This window comes from Agromyces sp. CF514, from assembly GCF_900113185.1.
GTDB lineage: Bacteria > Actinomycetota > Actinomycetes > Actinomycetales > Microbacteriaceae > Agromyces.
The window spans coordinates 203976-227679 of sequence record NZ_FOZD01000003.1 but is presented as its reverse complement, the minus strand read 5'-3'; the positions used below and the strand labels follow the sequence as shown (position 1 = coordinate 227679).

The following is a 23704-nucleotide window of genomic DNA, read 5'->3' as shown; positions in this document are numbered from 1 at the left end:
GTGCCGCACCGATGGGCGGGCAGGTCAGTGGATGGTGCGATGCGCACCGTGCGGCGACGACCAGTCGAGTGATCCCGTGGTCAGTTCGTCGATGGTCTGGGTGAGCCAGCCGAGCTCGGTCTCGAGCATCGCCCGCGAATAGTGCACGTTCAGCACGTAGCGCTTCGGCAGCTGCTTGGCGGCGATGCGCGCGAGCCCGTCGTCGAGCAGGGAGATCGCCGTGGCGACCTGCTCCTCCCGCGCACGGAGCAGTTCGACGACGCGGTCGGCCGGCAGGTTGTGGGCCTCGCCGATGGCGAGGGGGAACTCGGGGAACTCGTTGACGTGGTGGCCGAGCATCTCCTCGACCGTGTCGAGGAAGGCCCGGCGCCCGGCTTCGGTGATCGCGTACACCGTGCGCTCGGGGCGGTTGCCCTCGCGCTCGGTGGTGCTCTCGGCGATCAGGCCGTCGCGTTCGAGCCGCTCGACCGCGCGGTAGAGCGATCCGGCGTTCACCTTGACGACCCGGTCCTCACGCCGCTGGAGCATGAGCTGGTACATCTCGTACGGATGCATCGGGGCCTCGACGAGCAGCGCGAGCGCCGAGACGGCGAGCGGGGTGAGCTGCGGCATCCGTTCTCCTCTCGCCGGGCGCAAACTATTCCGACCGGAATAATACACTCGGAATACGGATGCGGCAAACGCGGCCGGTGCCCGCCCGGCGGCGGCGCGCGACATCCGTCGGCCCGGGTAGAATCGTGGCAAACCACCCCTCGACACCGGACGGAGAACCGCGGTGCCCACCATCGTCGTCGACGTGATGCCCAAGGCCGAACTGCTCGATCCCCAGGGGAAGGCCGTCGCCGGCGCCCTCGCCCGCACCGGCCACGCCGGATTCGCCTCCGTGCGCATCGGCAAGCGCTTCGAACTCACCGTCGACGGGCCCGTCGACGACGCGCTGCGCGCGAGCGTGCAGCAGATCGCCGAGGAGATCCTCTCCAACTCAGTCATCGAAGACGTCGTGAACATCGACTTCGGCGACGAGGCCGCCGACGCCGCCGTCGAGGCCTGACGCCATGCGCATCGGCGTCATCACCTTCCCCGGCTCGCTCGACGACCGCGACGCCCAGCGCGCGGTGCGCCTCGCGGGCGGCGAGCCCGTCGCCCTCTGGCACGGCTCGCACGACCTCGAGGGGGTCGACGCGCTGATCCTGCCTGGCGGGTTCAGCTACGGCGACTACCTGCGCTGCGGCGCGATCGCCTCGCTCTCGCCGATCATGACCGAGGTCGTCGACGCCGCGAACGCCGGCATGCCCGTGCTCGGCATCTGCAACGGCTTCCAGATGCTGACCGAGGCGCACCTGCTCGAGGGCGGCCTGATCCGCAACGACCACGGCTCCTTCATCTGCCGCGACCAGGTGCTCACGGTCGAGAACACCTCGACCGACTGGACGAGCGGCTTCGACGCCGGCCAGCAGATCACCATCCCCCTGAAGAACGGCGAGGGCGGCTTCATCGCCGATGCCGACACGCTCGATCGGCTCGAGGGCGAGGGCCGCGTGGTGTTCCGCTACGTCGACGTGAACCCCAACGGCTCGATGCGCGACATCGCCGGCATCACGAACGCGCGCGGCAACGTGGTCGGCCTCATGCCGCACCCCGAGCACGCGGTCGAACCCGGCTTCGGCCCCGACACCGCCGCTGCGATGCGTTCGGGCGTCGACGGCCTCGCGTTCTTCACGAGCGTCGTCAAGCAGGCGCTCGTCGAGGCGTAACGCGTCGCGGCGAACAGACGGACGGGCGGCCGGAAACGGCCGCCCGTTCGCGTTCTCACGCCCCGTTCTGGGCCGATTCATCGGCGGATGAGGGTGCTCCCATAGCGTCTCGGGGTCCACTGGAGGCCAACGCGGGGATTCCGCCCCGCTCCCGCCTCCGGAGGAGCCCATGACCGCCACGTACCCCACGCCGCTCGCCGACGGAGCGGCGGCCTCGACATCCACCGGCCCATCGACGGTCGTGAAGACCCCGTGGTACCGCAGGCTCTGGGTGCTCGTCACGGGCGGGGTGCTGTTGCTGCTGCTCTCGTTCACGGGCGGGTTCGCCGCCGGATCGGCGAGTTCGCTGCTGGACGGCCTGCTCGGCGTGCTGTCGGGCGGCGACTTCCAGGGCGGGCCCGGGCAGTTCCCCGGCGACGGCGAGCGCCCCGAGCTGCCCGACGGCGGCGGCCCCTGGCAGGGCGGTCAGCCGGGCGACCAGGGCACGCAGGGCGAATCCGGCACCTCCGACGGCACGAACTCCTGACCCTGGCGCGCACGTCGTCCGTTCACCGTGGTCGGCCCAGCCGGCGTGGCGCCGGACGAACTCCCGGTGAACTCCGGCACGGCGACCCCCATCGGCGGCGTCGCCCCGAGCCGCGCTGCTAGCGTGATCCGCGACAGCGCCTAGGGTTCCGGGCCACCGCAGAGGTGTCCGACTGGTCCGAGCGGCGCCACGTCCGCCGCGATCGACGGGCGTCATCTGACAGGACAAAAGCCCGGAGGACCCGTCCGTCGCGCCGCGCGACGGACTCGAAGGGTCCCCCGTGTCGCCGATCGCGCTCGCTCTCGTCCTCTCCGCCGCCGTCTGCCACGCGGCCTGGAACATCCTCGCCCACGGTGTGAGCCGCATCGGTGTGCCGTTCCTCTGGTGGGGCGCCCTCGCCGCAACCGTGCTCTGGCTGCCGGTGGTGCCGCTCACGGGCGGACTGGGCGAGGCCGACCCGCTCGACGTCGCGGTGGGCGTCGGGATCTCGGCCCTCCTGCACTGCGCGTACATGCTCGTGCTGCAGCGGGGCTACGCGAGCGGGCGGCTCTCGACCGTGTACGCGACCGCGCGCGGCACGGGCCCTGCGCTGACCGTGGTCGTCGCGGTCGCGCTGCTCGGCGAGCGCCCGTCGCCTGCGGCGATCGCCGGCGTCGCGGTGATCCTCGCGGGCATCGTCGCGATCGGAGGCCTCGACCGCGGTCGCGGAGCCCCGACGCCGTCGCCCGACGCACCCGAGCAGGCGAGGCGCGGGCGATGCGCGCGCCTCGACCCGGCGATCGCGTGGGGGCTCGTGACGGGGGTCGCGATCGCGGCGTACACGGTGTGGGACGCGCATGCAGTGCGCGAGTGGGCGGTCCCGCCCGTGGCCTACATGGTCGGATGCACGCTCGTCGAGATCCCGATGTACGCCGCGATGCTCGGTCGGCGACGCAGCGAGCTCGTCGCCGTCGCACGCCGGCACTGGCCCCGCATCCTGCTCTTCGGCGCACTCTCGCCGCTGTCGTACATCCTGGTGCTCGTCGCGATCACGATGGCGCCGGTCGCCCTCGTCGCCCCGATGCGCGAGGTCAGCGTCGTGCTCGTGAGCCTGTTCGGCGCGCTCGTGCTGCGCGAGAGCCGGGCAGGCTGGCGGCTCGCCGCCTCGGCGGTCGTCGTGGGCGGCATCGCGCTGCTCGCGATCTGAGGCTCGCCGGCCGGAATCAGCCCCCGATGGGCCGCAGATAGTGCTCCCCACGCGGCGCGCGCCCGGAGGCGGCCACCGTGAACCGCACGAGATCGCTGCGGTACCGGTCGTCGGACGCCTCGAACACGCGCCCGTCATCGTCGCGCGAGACGCGGCGCAGGCGCAGCACGGGCGCGCCCACGGCGAGCCCGAGCAGGCTCGCGTCGAGCTCGTCGGCCGCGATCGCGTCGATCTCGTGGTCGACGTCGGACGAGCCCAGGCCGTGCTCGGCGAGCACCTCGGTGATCGACACGGCGTCGAGGTCGATGCCGAAGAGCACCCGGCCCACCGGTTCGATGTACGTGAGCCGCTCGAGCATGGTCGGCCTGCCGTCGAGCAGGCGCAGGCGCAGCACGTGCACGACGAGGGTGCCGGGGTCGACGTCGAGGGCCTCGGCGTGCTCGGGGTCGGCGCGTCGCAGCGAGACCTCCTGCGTGATCGCGCCGGGTGCCGCGCCGAGGTCGCGCGCCCAGCGAGTGAACGGGATCGACACGTCGACGGCCTGGTGGGCCTTGCGCTCGACGACCTTGGCCGGGCGCCCGCGCGTGGTCTCGATGAGGCCCTCGTGCCGCAGTGCCGCGAGCGCGTTGCGGATCGGGCCGCGCGAGGTGCGCCACAGCTCGGCGAGCTCGGCCTCGGTCGGCACGTCGTCGCCCGGGGCGAGTTGCCCGCTCGCGATGCGCTCGCGCAGGTCGTCGGCGATCAGCTTGTACACCATCGAAGTCACGTAGGAATACTACTTGCCGCGCCCGACGCAAGGGAAGGGCGGCTCGAACTCGACCGGCACGCGACATCCTGCGTCCACCTGGGACGAGTTGAGTGAACACCTCGTGAATGGCAAGCAAGATCGGTATACACGTTGCGCCGGATCTGGCAACGTACCTGTCGTCCGATCCACGACCCCTGCCTGAAAGGCCGTCATGATCTCCCGCACCAAGACCAGTGCATTCGCCCTGCTCGGCGCCGCCGCCCTCGCCCTCGGCCTCGCGGCCTGCTCGGCGCCCGCGACCGCCGACGAGCCCGCCGCCGACGCGGCCGCGTTCGCCGTCGACTCCGACACGCTCGTCTTCGGCGTCGTGCCCGACTCGGTCGACACCGAGACGAACTACCAGCCCCTCATGGACTACATCGCGAAGGAGACCGGCAAGACGGTCGAGTACCACGAGTCCACCGACTACGCGGCGCTCATCGAAGCCGCCGTCGCCGGCAAGATCGACGTCGCCTCGTTCTCGGGCTTCACGTACGTCACCGCCACGAACAACGGCGCCGAGATCACCCCGATCTCCTCGATCGTCACCGCAGAGGGCCAGGAGCCCGGCTACTACTCGCAGGCCATCGTGCCGACCGGCAGCGACATCGCGAGCCTCGAGGACTTCGAGGGCAAGAAGGTCTGCTTCGTCGACCCGTCGTCGACCTCGGGCTACCTGTTCCCGACCTACAACCTGCTCCAGGCCGGCATCGACCCCGAGACCGACATCACGCCGGTGTTCGCGGGCAAGCACGACGTCAGCGTCACCAAGGTCGGCGAGGGCGTCGAGTGCGAGGCCGGCTTCGCCGAGGACAGCGAGGTCGAGAAGAGCGACCAGGTGAAGGTGATCGCCGAGACCATGGTGCCCGGCGCCCCCATCGTCGTCTCGAACACGCTGCCCGATGACCTGAAGTCGCAGCTCACCGACATCCTCGGCGAGGTCACCATCGACGACATCATCGCCGCCGGCATCGACAGCGCCGACTCCGACGGCTTCCGCTCGGTGTTCTACGCCACGAAGCCCGTCGACGACGCGTACTACGACACCATCCGCGACATCTGCGAGAAGACCGAAGCCGAGCAGTGCCAGGGCTGATCGCCCGGCCCTGACCCCAGCTCCGAAACGCACGCACGCACGCCAACCGACCGGAACGAGAAGCCCATGCACACCCCCGTCATCGAGGTGCACGACCTCGACAAGCGATTCGATCGCACGCACGCCCTGCGGGGCGTCGACCTCGAGGTCGGTCGCGGCGAGATCGTGGTGCTGCTCGGCCTCTCGGGCTCGGGCAAGTCGACCCTGCTCCGGCACCTCGACGGACTCGAGACCCCGACGTCGGGTTCGGTGCGCGTGCTCGGCGAGGAGGTGCCGTCCCTCACCGGGCGGCGCCTCCGCGCCCTGCGCGGAAAGGTCGGATTCGTGTTCCAGCAGTTCGAGCTCGTGCCCTCGCTCACCGTGCTGGAGAACGTGCTCACCGGCGTGCTCGCCACGCTCCGCGGACCGCGACTCGGCCTGTGGAGCTACCCCCGCTCGCTCAAGCTCGCCGCGCTCGGCCACCTCGACCGGGTCGGCCTGCTCGACCGCGCCTACCAGCGCGCCGACACCCTCTCGGGCGGACAGCAGCAGCGCGTGGCGATCGCCCGCGCGCTCATGCAGGAGCCCGAGATCCTGCTCGCCGACGAACCCGTCGCCTCGCTCGACCCCGAGTCGAGCGAGCAGGTCATGGCCCTCATCCGCGAGATCGCGATGGATGCCGGGCTCACGGTCGTCTGCAGCCTCCACCAGGTCGACCTCGCGCTCTCGTGGGGCGACCGCATCGTGGGGCTCCGGCACGGGGAGGTCGTGCTCGACACCCCGACCGACGGACTCACGAAGGCCCAGGTCATGGAGATCTACGGTCGCGTCTCGACCGCCACGGCCGAGCTGGCGGCGATCGAGACCGAGCTGACGGCTGCCGCAGCCGACGCCGAGCGACCGGCCTCCCGGCTCCCGCTCGAGGCCGAAGGCGTCGCCCCGTGACCGCGATCGCCCCGCACGCGCCGCACACCTCCCCCGCCCGCACGAGCGTCGCGGACCGCGCGCCGAAGCGCCGCCTCTCGCCCGAGCGCATCGCAGCCGGGCTGACGCTCGTCGCGCTGCTCGTGGCATCCGTCTTCGCACTGAACTCGATCGGCATCTCGCTGCCGTCGATGATCGAGAGTTGGGGCAACGCCGAGCGCTTCTTCGCACGCGTGGGCACGATCGAGTTCCCCGAGCCGCTCGAACTCGTGCAGCTCACCGCACTCACGCTCGGCATCGTCATCTCGGGCACGCTCTTCGCCGCCGTCGTCTCGGTGCCCGTCGCCTACCTCGCCGCCGGCAACACGACCCCCGGCCCCGCTTGGCGCGCCGTCGCGCGCTTCATCACCGTGCTCACCCGCGCGATCCCCGACGTCGTGCTCGCGATGGTGTTCGTGCTCCTCTTCTCGCTCGGCGCGCTGCCCGGCATCCTCGCGATCGGCATCCACTCCATCGGCATGATCTCCAAGCTCTTCGCCGACGCGATCGAGCAGATCGACGAGGGACCCCGTCGGGCGATCCGCGCCGCGGGAGGCTCGAAGCTGCAGGAGTTCAGCAGCGGCATCCTGCCCCAGGTGCTGCCCTCCTGGGTCGCGACCGTGCTGCACCGCAACGACATCAACCTGCGCGGCTCGGTCGTGCTCGGCTACGTCGGCGTCGCCGGGCTGGGCCTCGAGATGTCGTTCGCCTTCAAGTCGTTGAACTACTCGCTCGGCATCGGCATCGCGATCGTCATGCTCGTGCTCTGCATCGTCATGGAGATCGTCTCGAGCGCGGTGCGCACGGCCATGCTGCACGGCGGCCGGTCGTCGGGCGGCCCGCTCGCCGCGACCACGCCGCAGGCAGCGATGCGCCGCCCGTGGACCGGATCGCGCGTGCGGTCGACCGTGTGGGGCTGGGTCGCGGTCGTCGTCATCATCGGCGCCGTCGCGGTCTGCAACATCCAGTGGGGCGACTTCCTCACCGTCTGGGCGAAGATCCCGCCCGTCGCCGTGCAGTTCTGGCCGCCGACCTTCGGCTCGTACGACTGGGACACCATGTCGACGGCGATGCTCGAGACGATCGCGATCGCCCTCGCCGCCGCGCTGCTCACGCTCGTGCTCTCGGTCGTCATCGGATCGCTCGCGGCGCGGAACGTCGCCCCGAACCCCGCGACGCGCACGGGCGCGCGCTTCCTGCTCGTCGGCATCCGCGGGGTGCCGGAGGTGATCCTCGCGATCGTGCTCATCGTCATCACCGGGCTCGGCGCGCAGGCCGGCACGATCGCGCTCGCCTTCGGCGGCATCGGCCTGCTCGGCAAGCTCATCGCCGACTCCTTCGAGGAGGTGAAGGCGGGCCCCGAACGCGCGGTCACCGCCGTCGGCGCGACGCGCCTGCAGCGCTACGCCTCGGCCACGCTGCCGCAGGGCACGCCCGCGCTCATCGGGCACAGCTTCTACCTGCTCGACACGAACATCCGTGCGGCGACGATCCTCGGCATCGTCGGCGGCGGCGGCATCGGGTACTACCTGCTGAACGCCGGCCAGGGCTCGAACTACGGCGTCGTCACCGCGATCGTGCTCATGATCCTCGTGACCGTGCTCGCGGTCGAGGGCCTCGCCGTCTGGATGCGGCGGGTGTTCCGTTGAGCGCCGATCGGTACGACCTCGTCGTGGTCGGCGGCGGCGTGATCGGACTCGGGGCCGCGTACGCCGGCCTGCGCCGCGGGATGAGGACCCTCGTCGTCGAACGCGGCAGCGAGGCGACCGGGGCCTCGGTCCGCAACTTCGGCCACCTGTGCGTGACGCCCCAGACGGGCATCGCGCGTCAGCACGGGCTCGCGGCGCGCGAACTGTGGCTGCGTCTCGCGCACGACGCCGGCGTCTGGCTGCGCGAGTCGGGCACGCTCGTCGCGGCCCGCGCCGCCGACGAACTCGCGGTGCTCGTGGAGCTCGCGGCGGTGCGAGGCGACGAGGTGCGCCTGCTCGACGCCGCCGAGGCGGCGGTACGGATCCCGCTCGCGCCGGGGGTCGCCGTCGGCGGCGCATTCCTGCCGGCCGACCTCCAGGCGAATCCGCGGCAGGCGCTCCAGGCGATCACGTCGCACCTCGCCGAGCAGGGCGTCGAGTTCCGGTTCCGCACGAGCGTCGGCGCGATCGAACCCGGCCTCGTGCGCACGAGCCGCGGACCGGTCGGCGCGCAGCACGTCGTCGTGGCGACCAACCACGACGTGGACCAGCTGTTCCCCGAGGTCGCCGAGGGGCTCGGCATCGTGCGCTGCGGGCTCGACATGCTCCGCGTCGCGGCGCCGCTGGCCGCGCCGCTCGAGGCGCCCCTGCTCACGGGGTGGTCGCTGCTGCGGTACGGCGCGTTCGCCGAGACGTCTGCGGCCGCAGCCCTGCGCGATCGGCTGCACGCGGAGCGCCCGGACCTCGCGGCGCTCGACCTCAACCAGATGTACACGCAACTGCCCGACGGCTCGCTCATCGTGGGCGACACGCACTACCGGGGCGCCGCCATCGCGCCATTCCAGGGCGAGGCGGCCGCCGACGCGCTGCTCGAGGAGTTCCGTGCCCTGTTCGGCGTCGAGCCGCGCGTGCTCGAGCGCTGGCAGGGCGTCTACGCGAGCGGCCCCGACGAGTTCCTCGACCTCGAGGCGCTGCCGGGCGTGCACCTCGCCGCGGCGACCACGGGCATCGGCATGACGACCGGGCTCGGACTCGCCGACCACGTCGTCGCCCGCTTCACCTCCCCCATCGACCACGAGCCCCCAATCGACCACGAGCCGCAGCCGCGGCACCACCAGGAAGGCATGAGATGACCATCGAAACCGACACCGCCGTCGACCCCGAGACGCTCGACCCCGAAGACCGGTTCGAGGAGCTCGACGATCTCGACGACCTCGCCGAGTTCGACGAGTCGCACGAGATCGAGCTCGTCGTGCTCGACATGGCCGGAACCACCGTTCGCGACGACGGGCTCGTCGAGCGCGCCTTCGCACTCGCCGCGGAACGCGCGGGCTTCGCACCCGAGGGAGCTGCCCGCGAGGAGGCTCTCGAGTACGTTCGCGAGACCATGGGCCAGTCGAAGATCGCGGTCTTCCGCGTGCTCACCGGCGACGAGGAGCTCGCGCAGCGTGCGAACGACGAGTTCGAGCGTGCCTACGCCGAGCTCATCGCCGAGGTCGGCGTCGAGGCGATCCCAGGCGCGGAGGCGACCATCCGCGCGCTTCGGGGCGCCGGTGCCTCCGTGGTGCTGACCACCGGATTCTCGCCCGCGACGCGCGATGCCCTACTCGACGCGCTCGGCTGGAACGACCTCGCCGACCTCGTGCTCGCCCCGGCGGACGCCGGCCGCGGTCGCCCGCACCCCGACATGCCGCTCACGGCGCTCCTGCGCACCGAGACCTCCTCGGTCGATGCCATGGTCGTCATCGGCGACACCCGCAGCGACATGCTCTCGGGCGTCAACGCCGGCGCCGGGCTCGTCGTCGGCGTGCTCACGGGCGCGCACGACCGCGACGCGCTCGAGGAGGCGGGCGCCGACGAGGTGCTCGACTCCATCGCCGACCTCCCCGCGCTGCTCGGCCTCGGCGACGACGCGGACCTCGGGTCCGGCGCACCCGCCGTCGTGCGCGCGTGACCCTCGTGCGCGCCGAGGCCGGCGCCGTGCTCGTGAAGCCCTCGCCCACGGCGATGGTGTGGCACGAGGTCGGACGGCCCCACGAGTCGATCGCGGTGCCCGGCCTGGAGCTCCGCGAGGGCGAGGCGCTCGTCGAGGTCGAGCTCGCCACGATCTGCGGATCGGATGTGCACACCGTGCTCGGCCACCGCAGGTCGCCCGCCCCTAGCGTGCTCGGGCACGAGCAGGTGGGCCACGTCGTCGCCCTCGGCCCCGGCGGGGCGGCGACCGTCGACGGCACGCCGCTCGCGCTCGGCGACCGCATCGTGTGGAGCGTCACCGCGAGCTGCGGGCACTGCGAGCGCTGCCTTCGCGGGCTGTCCCAGAAGTGCCTCGCGCTGCGCAAGTACGGCCACGAACGACTCGAGCGCGGCTGGGAGCTCTCGGGCGGGTTCGCGACGCACGTGCACCTGCGGGCCGGCACGGCCATCGTGCGGGTGCCGGAGCACCTCGCCGCCGAGCTCGCGGCACCCGCCGCCTGCTCGACCGCGACGGCGGTCGCCGCCGTCGAGGCCGGGGCCGCGCAGTTCGGCACCCGGGCGCCGGGCCCTGGCGGCACCAGCACCACCGGCACCTCCCCCGCCGACCCGGGCGGGGAGCCACGCGGCGAGCCGCTCGGCGTCACGGTGCTCATCAGCGGCGCCGGCATGATCGGCATCGCCGCGACGGCGATCGTCTCCGAGGCCGGGGCCACGGTCGTGGTCGTCGACCCGGATCCCGCGAGGCGGGCGACCGCACTGCGCTTCGGCGCCGATGTCGTGCTCGACCCCGGCGAGGGTCCGCTGGCCGCGCAGCTCGCCGCGCTCGCCGCACCGGCGCCCCTGGTCGCGATCGAGGCCTCCGGTGCCGTGAGCTCGGTGCGTTCGGTGATCGACGCATGCGCGGTCGGCGGCACGGTGGTGCTCGTGGGCAGCGTCTCGCCGGGGCCCGCGGTGGAGCTCGACCCCGAGCAGGTGGTGCGCCGGCTCCTGACCATCACCGGCGTGCACAACTACGCGCCACGGCACCTGCAGCGCGCGATCGGGTTCCTGAGCGGGTCTCCCGGCACGTTCGGGCGCGACCACCTGGTCGGTGCGCGGTTCGCCCTCGACGACCTCGACACGGCGATCGAGGTTGCGGCGAGCGGAGCGCACGTGCGCGTCGCGATCGATCCGCGGGCCGTCAGGCCGCACGATACCGTCGAGGGGTGATCGCCGAACCGAGCCGTCCGTGAACCGGAGGCTGCGGGCCTCGCTCATCGCCGCGACGATCGCGGCCGGCGGCCTGCTCCTCGCCGCGGTCTTCGTCCGGGTCTCGCTCGACTGGTCGGACGCGCAGCCGTACCGCGGCGACGAGACCGAGGCCCGCTACATCGCGTTCGCGCTGATCGCGGTGGGCATCGCGGCGACCTCGGTCATCGTGGCGGTCCTGTTCCTGGTCCGGTCGCTCCGACGCCCTCGGGGCTGACGCGCCGGCTAACCCGCCGGATTGCCCGCCGGCCGTCGCCGTGGGTGCGCGGGCGTCTCTGCGGTGCGCCGCGGCATCCGCTCTTCCCTCGACCGACCCGATGGCGGAGGATGGCTGCACCGCAGATCGAAGGAGATCCGATGGCCAGCAGCCCGCACCCCGACGCGACGATTCCCGACCAGTCCGTGTTCGAGTTCCTCTTCGGAGGCCTCGACGAGTCCGACCTCGATGCGGTCGCGATCATCGACGGCACGAGCGGGGCCACGACGACCTACCGCCAGCTCGTCGGGCAGGTCGAGCTGCTCGCCGGGGCCCTGGCCGCGCGCGACGTCGGCGTCGGCGACGTCGTCGCGCTGCTCTGCCCGAACGTGCCCGCGTTCGCGACGGTGTTCCACGGCATCCTGCGCTCCGGTGCGACCGCCACGACGCTGAACTCGCTCTACACGGCCGACGAGATCGCGAACCAGTTGACGGATGCCGGTGCCCGCTGGTTCTTCACGGTCTCGCCGCTGCTCCCCCAGGCCAAGGCAGCGGCCGAGCGCGTCGGCGTGCCCGACGACCACCTGGTCGTGCTCGACGGCGCCGAGGGGCATCCGTCGCTCCGCGACCTCCTGTCGGAGGGGCGGCCGGCGCCCGACGTCTCGTTCGACCCGGCCGAGCACCTCGCCGTGCTGCCGTACTCGTCGGGCACGACGGGGCGGCCGAAGGGCGTCATGCTCACGCACCGCAATCTCGTCGCGAACGTCACGCAGTGCATCGCGGCGATCGGGCTCGAACGCGACGACCGCGTGCTCGCGGTGCTGCCGTTCTTCCACATCTACGGCATGACGGTGCTGCTGAACTACGCGCTCAAGCGCCGCGCGAGCCTCGTCACCATGCCGAGGTTCGACCTCGTCGAGTTCCTGCGCGTCATCGGCGAGCACCGTGCGACCTGGGTGTTCATCGCACCGCCGATCGCGGTCGCGCTCGCGAAGCATCCGCTCGTCGAACAGGCCGACCTCTCGAGCGTGAAGGTCGTGTTCTCGGGTGCCGCCCCGCTCGACGGGGCGCTCGCCGAGCTCGTCGCCGAGCGCATCGGCTGCGTCGTGTGCCAGGGCTACGGCATGACCGAGACGAGCCCCGTGACCCATGTCATCGCCGTCGACCGCCCCGACCTCGACCGCTCGAGCATCGGCCACCTGCTGCCGAACACCGAGGCGCGGGTGGTCGACGTCGAGTCGGGCGTCGACGTCGACCTGCCCGCCGACGGCGCGAGCGAGCCGGGCGAGCTGTGGATCCGCGGGCCGCAGGTGATGCAGGGTTACCTCGGCAAGCCCGAGGCCACCGCCGACATGCTCGACGGCGACGCGTGGCTGCACACGGGCGACATCGCGACCGTCACAGCCGACGGCGTCTACCGCATCGTCGATCGGCTCAAGGAGCTCATCAAGTACAAGGGCTACCAGGTCGCGCCCGCGGTGCTCGAGGCGGTGCTGCTCGGGCATCCGAAGATCGCGGATGCCGCAGTCATCGGCGTGCTCGACGACGACGGGCAGGAGATCCCGAAGGCGTTCGTCGTCGCGCAGTCGGGCGCCGAGCTCTCGGCCGACGACGTGATGGCCTTCGTGGCCGAGCACGTCGCGCCGCACGAGAAGGTGCGGGCGGTCGAGTTCATCGACGTCGTGCCCAAGTCGACCTCTGGCAAGATCCTGCGCAAGGACCTGCGGGCCAGGCAGGCGGCCGCGTCGGCGTGAGCCGGCTCGGCCGCGCCGGGTGCGAACGCGTCGTGAGCGACCGCGCCGCGGACCCGGTCGGCCGCGATCAGTACTGCAGCAGCGAGAAGACCTCGTAGCGGTCGCCGAGCGCCCCGCGCCCGCCGAGGTCGACGAGCTCGATCGCGACCGCCACGCCCGCGACCTGCCAGCCGGCGCGCTCGATGAGGCGCGCTGCGGCTCCGACGGTGCCGCCCGTCGCGAGCACGTCATCGACGACGAGCACGCGCGTGCCTGGCGGCACCTCGCCCTCGTGCACCTCGAGCGCGGCCGTGCCGTACTCGAGGGCGTACTCCTCGCGCAGCACCTTGCGCGGCAGCTTGCCCGCCTTGCGCACGGGCAGCACGCCGGCACCGCTCAGCACCGAAGCGGCGCCCGCGAGCAGGAACCCGCGCGCCTCGACGCCCGCGAGCACGTCGAAGCGGCCGGCGAACGGCGCCGTGAGCGCCTCGGACAGGGCGTGGAACGCGGGACCGTCGGCGAACACGGGCGTCAGGTCGCGGAACAGCACTCCCGGCTCGGGGAAGTCGGGAATCGTCGCCAGATGCGATTCGACGAGCGCGCGTACGTCTTGATCGGTCACCGGTCAAGGGTACTCGCTGGTGTTCGGGCGCCGACCGGGCGCGTTCGGGCGCCCGCCCGCGGCATCCGATCGCCGATCTTCAATCGTTCGGAGGAGGCGATCGCACAGGGCCCTTTGCGAACATGGAAGGACCCGACCACCTCTGGAGCCACCCGTGTCACCGAAACGCCTGTACCGCACCTTCGCCGTCGCCGAGGCGATCACCTGGACCCTGCTCATCGCGGGCATGGTGCTGAAGTACGGCTTCGGCGTCGACATCGCCGTGACGATCGGCGGCGGCATCCACGGGTTCGTGTTCCTGTCGTACGCGGTCATCGCCGTCGTCGTCGGAGTGAACCAGCGCTGGAACGTCGGCCGCATCGCGTTCGCCCTGCTGACGGCGATCGTGCCCTACGCGACCGTTCCGTTCGAGCTCTGGCTCGTGCGCCGAGGCCACCTCGAGGGCGACTGGCGCCGCGAGCGGGGCGATCACCCGGCCGACGGCTCGTTCCCGAACCGGGTGCTGCGCCTCGTGCTCGCCCGCCCGTTCGTGTCGATCGCCGTCGGCGTCATCGGCGTGGCCGCAGCCTTCACCGTGCTGCTCATGATCGGCCCGCCCGTTCCGCCGCCGTCAGTCGGGTAGGCATCGGCCGGTTCGACCCCGACCGGCGCACGCGGCCTACTGGCCCACGCGTCCTACTGCCCCACGCGGTTGACGAGCGCAGTCCAGACGAGCGCGACCGTGGCGCACGCGAAGAGGCCGACCAGCACCCAGGGCAGCGCCGCGAGGCCGATGACGCCGTAGAGCGCCGCGCCGAGCAGGGCGCCGCCGCCGATGCCCGTGTTGAACGCGGTCGTGTAGAAGGATGCCGCGGCGTCGCGGATCTTCGCCGACGCCGAGTGCAGCAGCCTGGTGTTCAGCATCGTCGGCAGCGCGCCGAACGCGGTGCCGAAGAGCAGGAAGCTCGCGATCGACACGACCGGCACCGCGGGGAACGCCGCGAGCCCGGCCGCGCCGAGCGCGGTCGCGACCATCGCCACGACGAGGCCCACCGTCGGGCGGCGTCCGAGCACCGCGCCCGCCAGCACGAGGCCGACCGCGCCGGCGATGCCGTAGGCCAGCAGCATCGGGCTGATCGCGCTCGACGGCAGGCCCATGACGTCGGTCATGTAGGGCGCGACGTACGTGTAGAAGCTGTACATGCCGATCATCGCGGTCGCGGTGATGACGCAGACCACGATGACGGGCACGAACGTGGGGTCCTTGCGTACTCGCACCGGCGCGGCATCCGCTTCTCCGGCGTGGTGTCGCACCGGCGGGAGGAACCGCCAGACGAGCAGGGCGCCGAGCAGGGTGAGCACGCCCATGGCCGCGAATGCGATGCGCCAGCCGAGCGCCTGGCCGAGCGCGGTGCCGAGCGGCACGCCGAGCACGAACGCGGCCGAGCCGCCGGCGACCGTGATCGAGACGGCGCGCGCGAGCTGCTCCTTGGGCACGAGGTGGCCGGCGTACGCGCCGACGACCGACCAGAACACGCCGTGCGCCGCGCCGCCGATGATGCGCGTCACGAGCACGGTCGGGTAGTTCGGCGCGAGCGCCGTGAGCACGCAGCTGAGCGCGAGCACGGCGAGCGTGATGACGATGAGCCGGCGGCGACCGACGCGCTTCGTGAGCGCCGCGAGCGGGACCGTGAGCGCCACGACGGTGGCGGCGAAGACGGTCACGAGCAGCCCGACGAGCGGCTCGGCGACGCCGAGCTCGCGGCTCATGTCGGGCAGCAGGCCGGTCGGCAGCATCTCGATCGTGACCGAGAGGAACACGGCTGCGGCGAGCACGATGAGCCCGAGCCACGGGAACGGCGGCGCAGGGTGAACGGTGGGAATCGAAGAGGTCATGTGATGCGCCTGAACGAACGTCGCTCGTGGGGCGCGGGCGGGGCTCCGCAATGCGCGAACGGCCACGAGCGAGTGCGCGCCGATGTGCGCGCCCAGGGCCGACGGGATCCGACGACCGCTCACAGTCTACCGAGGACTCCCCGAACACCGGCCGAGCGGATGCCGCGGGCGAGAGTCGATACCGCCCACGGGCGCCGAGGCCCCACGCGCCGAGGCCCCAGGCGCGAGGCCCGGCTGTGTCGCGTCAGTCCGACGTGACGACGGGCACGTGCAGTCCGGCCGCCGGCCGTTCGTCGACGAACCTGATGCCGGAGCGCTTCAGCCCGTCGGCCACGTGGTCGATGCGGATCGGCTCGATCGACGGGAACTCGACGGCGAGCGCGGCGAGCTCCCGTTCGAGCTGCGCGACGTCGGTCGTCGCGACGTTCGCCGTGACGACGGTGCCGACGACGGCGCAGACCCGGGTCATCGACAGTGCCGCCAGGCGGTTCGCGACGGCGTCGAGCTCGGCGAGCCTGGGCTCGAGCCGCAGGTGCGCCTCGGCCCCGAGCCCGAGCGCCTTCGGGCTGACCACGCCTCGGATGAAGATCTGGCCAGAGGCCCGTGCCCGGTCGATCCGCGCCGAGATCGTCGCCTTCGAGACCGAGAGCCGCTCGGCCAGCGACTGCGCCGTCGCGCGTCCGTCGTCGGCCATGGCCTCGAGCAGCGTGCGCGCCGCCTGGTCGGACTCGACGCCCGCCGAGAAGAGCGCGGCGCGTTCGTCGTGCTCGCCGAGCTCGACCTGCTGCTCGGGCGTCAGCACGTCGGGCCGCCAGCCGGAGGACGTGCGGTGGTACCGCGTGATCGGCTCGACGCGGTAGTCGGTGAGTCCCGGGATCGCGGCGAGCCCCTCGGAGAGGAACTCCGACAGGCCTCCGGGCAGCAGGTACGCCTCGCCGATGCACGAGCTCGACGACGCGAGCACCGAGACCCACGGCACGTCGCCCCGGTCGGCGAGGGCGTGGGCGACGCGCTGGAGGTCGGCAGGTGCCGCGTCGACCCGCAGCACGTAGCCCTCGCGCCCGAACCCCGAGCGCGGGTTCGGGATGGCCAGCACCCGCAGCACACCCTCGTCGAGCAGGCGGGCACCCCGCCGGGCGACGCTGCGTTCGGGCTCGCCGATCGCAGCGGCGATGCGACGCCACGACGCGCGTCCGTCCTGGACGAGCGCCGCGGCGATGCGACGGTCGACGTCATCGAGTGCACTGCTCATGGGTCGAGTCTGCCCGGTCTCGGCGACCGATGCGGGTCAGCGACCCACGTAGTGCAGGATGCCGGCCATCGCCGCCCGCGTTCCGGTGACGACGGCACTCCTCGCATCGGGCCTGAAGAAGGGCGAGTGGTTGGCCGCGGGCAGCTCGCCGCTCGCGAACGAGGCCAGCGGCAGGCATCCGAAGCCCCAGAACACCACGGGCACGCCGATCGCGTCGCCGAGCCATCCCGCGTCTTCGGAGCCCATGCCCATCTTCTCGTCGACCACCCGGCCGACGCCGAACTCCGCCTCGAGCGCGGCCTTCATCGCGAACGTGTGCTCGGGGTCGTTGTACAGGCGCGGGAAGGCGTTGATGGGCTCGATCGTGGGCTCTGGAGCGCCGGATGCCGCGGCCTCGGCCGAGACGATGCGGCGGATGGCGGCGAGCACCTGTTCGCGGGTGCTCTCGTCGGGCGTGCGCACGTTGACCGTGAACTCGGCGGTCTCGGGGATGATGTTCTCCTTGAGGCCGGCGTGGAACGTGCCGACCGTGACGACCGCGGGGGTGCGAGGAGAGAGCTCGCGCGAGACGATCGTCTGCAGGCGCAGCACGGTCGAGGCGGCCTGCACGATCGGGTCGATCGACATCTCGGGCGAGGAGCCGTGCGCCTGCCTGCCGTGCACGGTCACGCGCCAGGAGTCGGCGAGCATCGCCATCGACCCCTCTGAGATGAACACCACGTGCTCGGGCAGGGGGCCGACGTGCTGGGCGAGCACGACGCTCGGCTTCGGCGCCTGCTGCCAGAGGCCGTCGTCGATCATGGCCTTCGCACCCGCGGCCGTCTCCTCGGCCGGCTGGAACACGAACACCACGGTGCCGGCCCAGGCGCTTCGGCGCTCGAGCAGCAGCTGCACGGCACCGAGCGCCGCGGTGACGTGGGTGTCGTGCCCGCAGCCGTGCATGACGGGCGCGGTGTCGCCGTTCGGCAGCGTGCCGGTGGCCTCGCTCGCGTAGTCGAGTCCCGTCTGCTCGAGGATCGGCAGGCCGTCGGTGTCGGCGCGGAACGCGATGACCGGTCCGTCGCCGTTCTCGACCACCGCGACGACGCCGGTGCCGCCCGAGACGAACGACTCGACGCCGAGTTCCGCGAGTCGCGTGCGGATGAACGAGGCGGTCTCGTGCTCGCACGAGGAGAGCTCGGGGTGCGAGTGCAGGTGCTTGTAGATCTCGATGTGCTCCTCGATGAACTCCTCGGAGAGCTCGGTGGGGCTCGCAGCCTCCGTCGCGTTCGTGAGTGCGGCGAGGGCGTCGGCGAACGGGTCGCTCATGGGTCTTCCTTCTGTTCGGTGCGGTGGTGCTGAGGTGCGACGTGCTGACGTGCGGTTCCGGCACGACGAGCGGATGCCGCGGCATCCGCTCGTCGCCTTCAATCGGTGATGCCGGCGGCGGCCGTCTCCTCGAGGACCTCCTCACGGGCTTCCTCGGGCGTGGCCTGCTTCGACTTCGGCTTGATCAGGAATGACAGGAGCTGCGGCACCATCGCTCCGAAGACGGCCGGGAGGATGAACGTCTGCACGGTCGAGATGACCTCGGCCGGGATGAGGTTGAGCAACCAGGTGCCGAGCAGGCCCACGAGCACCACCAGCGTGATGATGTGCACGATGACGGCGCCGATGATCGCGGCGCCCGAGACGAACTCGGCGCGCTTCGTGCCGGCTTTCACCCCGAGCTTGTTCTGCGCGACGATGCTGGCCGGCAGGAGCTTGTTGCCGATGTTGCCGATCATGAACGCCTGGTACATGGCCGACTTGCCGAGGATCGGGTAGTACATGATCGGCTCGACGATTGCGCCGACGCCGAGTAGGACCGCGACCGAGCCCACCGCGGTCCAGAACTCGCCGGCGGTGACGCCCACTCCCGTTCCGAACGCCATGAAGAGGGCGGCCGCGATCGTGACGATCAGGCCGAGGCCGAGGGTGATGGGCCCCCAGATCGAGGTCGTGCGGTCGAAGTCCGCGATGCTGCCGCGTGCGGGAGCCGAGGTGCCGTGTGCCATGGAAGATGCCTTTCCGTGTGCTTCGTCGTCAGGAGGACTGGGTCAGGCGGCTGCGGCCATGCCGGCGCCGACGAGGAGGGAACCGAAGATGGCGATGCCGAGCCCCCACTCGCGCAGCCAGTGCACGCCCCACTTCGTGGCGATGAACAGGCAGGCGCCGCCGATGATCGCGCTCGCGAGCAGCACCGCGCCGTTGATGGGCGACTTGCCGAGCTCCCCGACGATGAGGAAGGCGAAGGCGAGCGGCAGCACCACGAGCGGGGCGATGGTCAGCACCTTGCCGACCTTGGGGTCGACCTTGCGGAGCGCGGTGCTCGTCTTGTTGAACAACGGCGTGATGATGAGGGCCGCCGTCATCCAGAGCACGCCGAGCACGCACATCGACGCGAAGGCGACCGCGAAGACCTTGGCGGTGTAGTCCTCGCCGCCGAGGGAGGCGCCGAGCGAGGAGGCGCCGATGCCCGCAGCGGCGACGTCGTACGGTGCCGAGCCGACGAGGCCGATCCGGGCGAGCACGGCCGGGGTCCCGAACAGCGGCAGCAGCGAGAGCGCGACGAGCGCGACGGCGAGCGACGGACCGATCGCGGCGACCGCTCCGGTCTTCACCGCCCGGCTCACCTCCTGCTGGGTGAGCTCCGCAGCCTCCGCCGAGCGGCGGATCGCACGCAGGTAGATCACGGACTGCAGCACGATGACCGCGAAGACGGCGATCGCGAGCACCCAGAGCACGGGGTGGAACGCGATGGCGTGCAGCTCGCCGTCTGCCGCGGGAACGATGGTGGGGGACATGTGCTGGGTACTCCGATCTTCGTTGACCGATACATCCGATGGTGATGGACTCTACGGCCGTAAGTGTGGAATTCAAAGACTTTCGTGGCTGCAATTTCACAGTTCGTTCGTTTCCGTGGCCGACCTCGCAAGTAAATTCCCGATTACGGGCGAGTCCTCCAGCCCCATCGCGGCGCCCCGCGGGGGCGGCCGGCCGGCCGCGTCGGCGCCCGCCGGCTGCCGGTAGACTTGGCGGGTCAGGCATCCGCCCGCGGCATCCGCTCGCCGCCCATCTTGGAGTTCGCCACTCGTGACCACTGAAACCTCCGCCACGACCGCTGCCCAGAACCCGACCGCGCCGGTGCTCGACACCGTCGAGGTCGCCGCAGCCACGCCCGAGAAGGAGCAGCCGTACGGCGCGCTGGGCCTGAAGCCCGACGAGTACGAGCGCATCCGCAACATCCTCGGCCGCCGCCCCACGAGCGCCGAACTCGCGATGTACTCGGTCATGTGGAGCGAGCACTGCTCCTACAAGTCGTCGAAGATCTACCTGAAGCAGTTCGGCAAGAAGGTCACGCCGGCGATGAAGCAGCACCTCATGGTCGGCATGGGCGAGAACGCGGGCGTGCTCGACATCGGCGAGGGCTGGGCCGTCACCTTCAAGATCGAGTCGCACAACCACCCCAGCTACATCGAGCCGTTCCAGGGCGCCGCGACCGGCGTCGGCGGCATCGTGCGCGACATCATCTCGATGGGTGCGCGCCCCGTGGCCGTCATGGACGCCCTGCGCTTCGGCGCGATCGACCACCCCGACACCGCGCGCGTCGTGCACGGGGTTGTCTCGGGCATCAGCTTCTACGGCAACTGCCTCGGCCTGCCGAACATCGGCGGCGAGACCTGGTTCGACTCGGTCTACCAGGCGAACCCGCTCGTCAACGCCCTCGCCGTCGGCGTGCTCCGCCACGAGGACCTGCACCTGGCCAACGCCAAGGGCGCGGGCAACAAGGTCGTGCTCTTCGGCGCCCGCACGGGTGGCGACGGCATCGGCGGCGCGTCGATCCTCGCGTCCGACACGTTCGCCGAGGGCGGCCCGACCAAGCGCCCCGCAGTGCAGGTCGGCGACCCGTTCGCCGAGAAGGTGCTCATCGAGTGCTGCCTCGAGCTCTTCCAGGGCGACCTCGTCGAGGGCATCCAGGACCTGGGCGCCGCGGGCATCTCGTGCGCCACCTCCGAGCTCGCCTCGAACGGCGACGGCGGCATGGCGATCGTGCTCGACGACGTGCTGCTGCGCGACCCCACGCTCACGCCCGAAGAGATCCTGATGAGCGAGAGCCAGGAGCGCATGATGGCCATCGTGCGGCCCGAGAAGCTCGAGGGCTTCCTGAAGGTCGTCGAGAAGTGGGATGTCGAGACCAGCGTGCTCGGCGAGGTCACCGACACCGGCCGCCTCAGCATCATGTGGCACGGCCAGGAGATCGTGAACGTCGACCCGCGCACGGTCGCGGTCGACGGCCCGGTCTACGAGCGCCCCGTCGCCTACCCCACCTGGATCGACGCGCTGCAGGCCGACACGGCCGCGAAGCTCGATCGCCCGGCGACGCCCGACGAGATCCGCGAGCAGTTCCTGAAGCTCGTCGGCTCGGCGAACCAGGCCGACGCCGCGTGGGTCACGAACCAGTACGACTCCTACGTGCTGGGCAACACCGCACTGGGCGCGCCCGACGACGCCGGCATGATCCGCGTCGACGAGGAGTCGGGTCTCGGCGTCTCGGTCGCGACCGACGCGAACGGCCGCTACTCGTACCTCGACCCGCGCCAGGGCGCGAAGCTCGCCCTCGCCGAGGCGTACCGCAACGTCGCCGTCACGGGTGCGAAGCCCATGGGCGTCAGCGACTGCCTGAACTTCGGCTCCCCCGAGAACCCCGAGGTCATGTGGCAGTTCTCCGAGACCGTCGAGGGCCTGAGCGACGCCTGCCTCGAGCTCGGCATCCCGGTCACGGGCGGCAACGTCTCGTTCTACAACCAGACCGGTGACGTGCCGATCCACCCGACCCCGGTCATCGCCGTGCTCGGCGTGATCGACGACGTCGCGCGCCGCATCCCCAGCGGCTGGCAGGACGACGGCCACAACATCTACCTGCTCGGCGAGACCGCGCTCGAGCTCGACGGCTCTGCGTGGGCCGGCACCGTGCACGGCCACCTCGGCGGTCGCCCGCCGGCCGTGTCGCTCGACGGCGAGAAGGTGCTCGGCGAACTGCTCGCCGCAGCCGCCCTCGAGGGCCTCATCGACTCGGCACACGACCTCAGCGACGGCGGCCTCGCGATCGCCCTGGCCGAGGCCGTCTCGCGCTTCGGCGTCGGCGCCCGCGTGTTCCTCGGCGAGGTCACGGCCGACGCCGGCATCGACCTCGCGACGGCGCTCTTCTCGGAGTCCGCCGGTCGCGTGATCGTCACGGTCCCCCGCGAAGACGACGTGAAGTTCCGCGGCCTCTGCGACGGGCGCGGCTACCCCGTGCGCCGCATCGGTGTGACGGATGCCTCGTCGCAGGCGCTCGAGGTGCAGGACGCGTTCACCGTGTCGATCGACGAGATCCGCGGCGTCAACCGCGCCCCGCTCGCCGACGCGTTCGGGCCCGTGGTCGGATACTGAGCGCAGCGGCGCAGGAGCTCGGAATGGCTGACGGCCGTGGGCGGCAGGCGTACTCGCAGGAGTACGCCGCCGCCCACGGCCGTTTCGCCGTGATCCCGGCGGGCTACGTGTTCCTGTTCGACGCCGGGCCGAGGGGCGAGCGCGTGCTGCTGCAGCGCCGCGCCTCGACCGGCTACTACGACGGCTGGTGGGGCGCCTCCGCGGCCGGCCACATCGACGCGGGCGAGTCCGTCGTGCACGGCACGCTGCGCGAGGCGGCCGAGGAGATCGGCGTCGAGATCGCGCCGGCCGACCTCGTGCCGCTGACGACCATGCACCGCACGGGGCCGACCTCGGCGAGCGTCGAGCAGCGCGTGGACTTCTTCTTCGCCTGTCGCGCCTGGGCCGGCGATCCCGTGCTGCTCGAGACGAAGGCCGACGACCTGCGCTGGTTCGACCTCGGCGACCTGCCCGACCTCGTCGTGCACCACGAGCGGTTCGTGCTCGAGCGCGTCGCCGCAGGCGACCTCGCGCCGATCACCGCATTCGGGTTCGAGCCGGGCAGCGCCCGCGACGCGGCATCCGCACCCCGCGCCGACGCGCCGCCCGAACCGGACATCCACGAGCCGGCGGATGCCGCGGCCGCAGGCCTCGCCTACGGCTCCGCCTCCCGTGACGACGTCGACGAGCTCATCGCGTTCTGGCAGGTCGCGGGCGAGAACGACACCCGACCGATCGACACCCCCGAGGCCGTGGCGCGCCTGCTCGAGCGCGACGCCGACGCCCTCATCGTCGCGCGCGACGACGGCCGCATCGTGGGCACGGTCATCGCCGGGTACGACGGCTGGCGCGCGCACCTGTACCGGCTCGCCGTCGCGCCCTCGCACCGCCGTCGAGGCATCGCGCGCGAGCTGATGCGTCGCGCGGAGGCCCGGCTCACGGCCTTCGGGGCGGGCCGCATCGACGCCATGGTGCTCGAGCACAACGAACTCGGGCGCTCGCTCTGGTCGTCGCTCGGCTACGCCGAGCAGCTCGACTGGAGGCGCTGGGTGCGCACGACGTAGCATCGGTCGACATGGAACCGTTCATCGTCGGCATCTGCGCAGCCGCCTTCGCACTCGCGATCGTCGTCGGCATGACGGTTCGCGCGATCCGCGCCGAGCGCGGGCAGCGCCTGCGCGCGGCGTTCGGGCCGATGATGAGCTCGCTCGAGGTGCACCAGGAGCTGTACACCGGGCAGAAGGGGCTGCAGGACAGCGTCATCGAGGCGGTCCAGGCCTCGGAGGTGCGTCCGTCGCGCACCGACGCCGATCCCGAGCGCGACTGAGACACCGCTCCTCCGCCTGCTCCGTCGTCTCGCCCACGAGTGGGCGAATCCGGTGGCATCCATCA

Annotated in this window: 24 protein-coding genes; 16 read left to right on the top strand and 8 right to left on the bottom strand. The window is 71.7% G+C overall.

Features of this window, described 5'->3' with window-relative positions:
* Positions 1 to 24: 24 nt before the first annotated feature.
* A complete protein-coding gene (locus BM342_RS19115) occupies positions 25 to 612 on the bottom strand; it encodes a PadR family transcriptional regulator (RefSeq protein ID WP_092969328.1) in 588 nt (195 codons plus the stop codon).
* 163 nt (positions 613 to 775) lie between these two features.
* Between BM342_RS19115 and purS the strand changes: the two genes are divergently transcribed.
* The 4 genes from purS to BM342_RS19095 all read left to right on the top strand — a co-directional run bounded on the left by purS (position 776) and on the right by BM342_RS19095 (position 3466).
* Positions 776 to 1051, top strand: a complete 276-nt coding sequence (gene purS / locus BM342_RS19110; protein WP_177232270.1) for a phosphoribosylformylglycinamidine synthase subunit PurS — start codon at positions 776 to 778, stop codon at positions 1049 to 1051.
* Between the two features lie 4 nt (positions 1052 to 1055).
* Positions 1056 to 1754, top strand: coding sequence for a phosphoribosylformylglycinamidine synthase subunit PurQ (purQ, locus tag BM342_RS19105; protein ID WP_092969324.1), 699 nt, complete (start codon positions 1056 to 1058; stop codon positions 1752 to 1754).
* A gap of 169 nt (positions 1755 to 1923) precedes the next feature.
* A complete protein-coding gene (locus BM342_RS19100; protein WP_092969321.1) occupies positions 1924 to 2280 on the top strand; it encodes a hypothetical protein in 357 nt (118 codons plus the stop codon).
* A gap of 280 nt (positions 2281 to 2560) precedes the next feature.
* Complete coding sequence (locus BM342_RS19095; RefSeq protein ID WP_092969318.1) at positions 2561 to 3466, top strand: EamA family transporter; 906 nt, start codon at positions 2561 to 2563, stop codon at positions 3464 to 3466.
* 16 nt (positions 3467 to 3482) lie between these two features.
* Here the strand turns inward: BM342_RS19095 and BM342_RS19090 are convergent, their stop codons facing one another.
* Positions 3483 to 4223, bottom strand: coding sequence for a GntR family transcriptional regulator (locus BM342_RS19090; RefSeq protein WP_255368979.1), 741 nt, complete (start codon positions 4221 to 4223; stop codon positions 3483 to 3485).
* A 202-nt stretch (positions 4224 to 4425) separates the two neighbouring features.
* Here BM342_RS19090 and BM342_RS19085 point away from each other — a divergent pair, with 202 nt between their 5' ends.
* The 8 genes from BM342_RS19085 (at position 4426) to BM342_RS19050 (ending at position 13151) form a co-directional block, all read left to right on the top strand.
* The gene (locus BM342_RS19085; protein ID WP_092969312.1) at positions 4426 to 5349 is read left to right on the top strand and encodes a phosphate/phosphite/phosphonate ABC transporter substrate-binding protein; all 924 of its coding nucleotides are present in this window, start codon (positions 4426 to 4428) and stop codon (positions 5347 to 5349) included.
* Positions 5350 to 5415: 66 nt separating this feature from the next.
* Complete coding sequence (gene phnC, locus BM342_RS19080) at positions 5416 to 6273, top strand: phosphonate ABC transporter ATP-binding protein (RefSeq protein ID WP_092969309.1); 858 nt, start codon at positions 5416 to 5418, stop codon at positions 6271 to 6273.
* Entirely contained in the window at positions 6270 to 7940 is a 1671-nt protein-coding gene (locus BM342_RS19075) for a PhnE/PtxC family ABC transporter permease (RefSeq protein WP_255368968.1), read from the top strand. Before phnC ends, BM342_RS19075 begins: the two co-directional genes overlap by 4 nt.
* The gene (locus BM342_RS19070) at positions 7937 to 9112 is read left to right on the top strand and encodes a TIGR03364 family FAD-dependent oxidoreductase (protein ID WP_092969306.1); all 1176 of its coding nucleotides are present in this window, start codon (positions 7937 to 7939) and stop codon (positions 9110 to 9112) included. The genes BM342_RS19075 and BM342_RS19070 overlap by 4 nt, the downstream gene beginning before the upstream one ends.
* Positions 9109 to 9933: a phosphonatase-like hydrolase gene (locus BM342_RS19065; RefSeq protein WP_092969302.1), complete on the top strand. Its 825-nt coding sequence runs from the start codon at positions 9109 to 9111 to the stop codon at positions 9931 to 9933. The genes BM342_RS19070 and BM342_RS19065 overlap by 4 nt, the downstream gene beginning before the upstream one ends.
* Positions 9930 to 11162 carry a zinc-binding dehydrogenase gene (locus BM342_RS19060; RefSeq protein WP_255368967.1) on the top strand — a complete coding sequence of 411 codons (1233 nt, stop codon included), beginning with the start codon at positions 9930 to 9932 and terminating at the stop codon, positions 11160 to 11162. The genes BM342_RS19065 and BM342_RS19060 overlap by 4 nt, the downstream gene beginning before the upstream one ends.
* A 19-nt stretch (positions 11163 to 11181) precedes the next feature.
* Positions 11182 to 11418 carry a hypothetical protein gene (locus BM342_RS19055; RefSeq protein WP_092969299.1) on the top strand — a complete coding sequence of 79 codons (237 nt, stop codon included), beginning with the start codon at positions 11182 to 11184 and terminating at the stop codon, positions 11416 to 11418.
* Positions 11419 to 11558: 140 nt separating this feature from the next.
* The gene (locus BM342_RS19050; RefSeq protein ID WP_092969296.1) at positions 11559 to 13151 is read left to right on the top strand and encodes an AMP-binding protein; all 1593 of its coding nucleotides are present in this window, start codon (positions 11559 to 11561) and stop codon (positions 13149 to 13151) included.
* A gap of 67 nt (positions 13152 to 13218) precedes the next feature.
* On the opposite strand, the gene BM342_RS19045 is transcribed toward BM342_RS19050, so the two are convergent.
* Positions 13219 to 13752: an adenine phosphoribosyltransferase gene (locus BM342_RS19045; protein ID WP_092969293.1), complete on the bottom strand. Its 534-nt coding sequence runs from the start codon at positions 13750 to 13752 to the stop codon at positions 13219 to 13221.
* Positions 13753 to 13906: 154 nt separating this feature from the next.
* Here BM342_RS19045 and BM342_RS19040 point away from each other — a divergent pair, with 154 nt between their 5' ends.
* On the top strand, positions 13907 to 14374 hold the full coding sequence (locus BM342_RS19040; protein ID WP_092969290.1) for a DUF3817 domain-containing protein: 468 nt from the start codon (positions 13907 to 13909) through the stop codon (positions 14372 to 14374).
* Positions 14375 to 14427: 53 nt separating this feature from the next.
* On the opposite strand, the gene BM342_RS19035 is transcribed toward BM342_RS19040, so the two are convergent.
* The 5 genes from BM342_RS19035 to BM342_RS19015 form a co-directional block, all read right to left on the bottom strand.
* Positions 14428 to 15627 carry an MFS transporter gene (locus tag BM342_RS19035; RefSeq protein WP_092969287.1) on the bottom strand — a complete coding sequence of 400 codons (1200 nt, stop codon included), beginning with the start codon at positions 15625 to 15627 and terminating at the stop codon, positions 14428 to 14430.
* 244 nt (positions 15628 to 15871) lie between these two features.
* Entirely contained in the window at positions 15872 to 16879 is a 1008-nt protein-coding gene (locus BM342_RS19030; protein WP_092969284.1) for an Lrp/AsnC family transcriptional regulator, read from the bottom strand.
* Positions 16880 to 16915: 36 nt separating this feature from the next.
* Positions 16916 to 18187 carry an amidohydrolase gene (locus BM342_RS19025; RefSeq protein ID WP_092969282.1) on the bottom strand — a complete coding sequence of 424 codons (1272 nt, stop codon included), beginning with the start codon at positions 18185 to 18187 and terminating at the stop codon, positions 16916 to 16918.
* 98 nt (positions 18188 to 18285) lie between these two features.
* Complete coding sequence (locus tag BM342_RS19020; RefSeq protein WP_092969279.1) at positions 18286 to 18915, bottom strand: hypothetical protein; 630 nt, start codon at positions 18913 to 18915, stop codon at positions 18286 to 18288.
* Positions 18916 to 18957: 42 nt separating this feature from the next.
* Positions 18958 to 19704 (bottom strand): DUF5058 family protein, encoded by a 747-nt coding sequence (locus tag BM342_RS19015; RefSeq protein WP_092969276.1) that lies wholly within the window; start codon positions 19702 to 19704, stop codon positions 18958 to 18960.
* A 289-nt stretch (positions 19705 to 19993) separates the two neighbouring features.
* Between BM342_RS19015 and purL the strand changes: the two genes are divergently transcribed.
* Genes purL through BM342_RS18995 form a run of 3 tightly spaced genes read left to right on the top strand, consistent with a single transcriptional unit; the run spans position 19994 to position 23639 of the window.
* Positions 19994 to 22333, top strand: coding sequence for a phosphoribosylformylglycinamidine synthase subunit PurL (gene purL, locus BM342_RS19010; RefSeq protein WP_092969273.1), 2340 nt, complete (start codon positions 19994 to 19996; stop codon positions 22331 to 22333).
* 23 nt (positions 22334 to 22356) lie between these two features.
* Positions 22357 to 23376 (top strand): GNAT family N-acetyltransferase, encoded by a 1020-nt coding sequence (locus BM342_RS20245; RefSeq protein ID WP_255368966.1) that lies wholly within the window; start codon positions 22357 to 22359, stop codon positions 23374 to 23376.
* Between the two features lie 11 nt (positions 23377 to 23387).
* On the top strand, positions 23388 to 23639 hold the full coding sequence (locus tag BM342_RS18995; protein WP_092969269.1) for a hypothetical protein: 252 nt from the start codon (positions 23388 to 23390) through the stop codon (positions 23637 to 23639).
* Positions 23640 to 23704 lie beyond the last annotated feature (65 nt).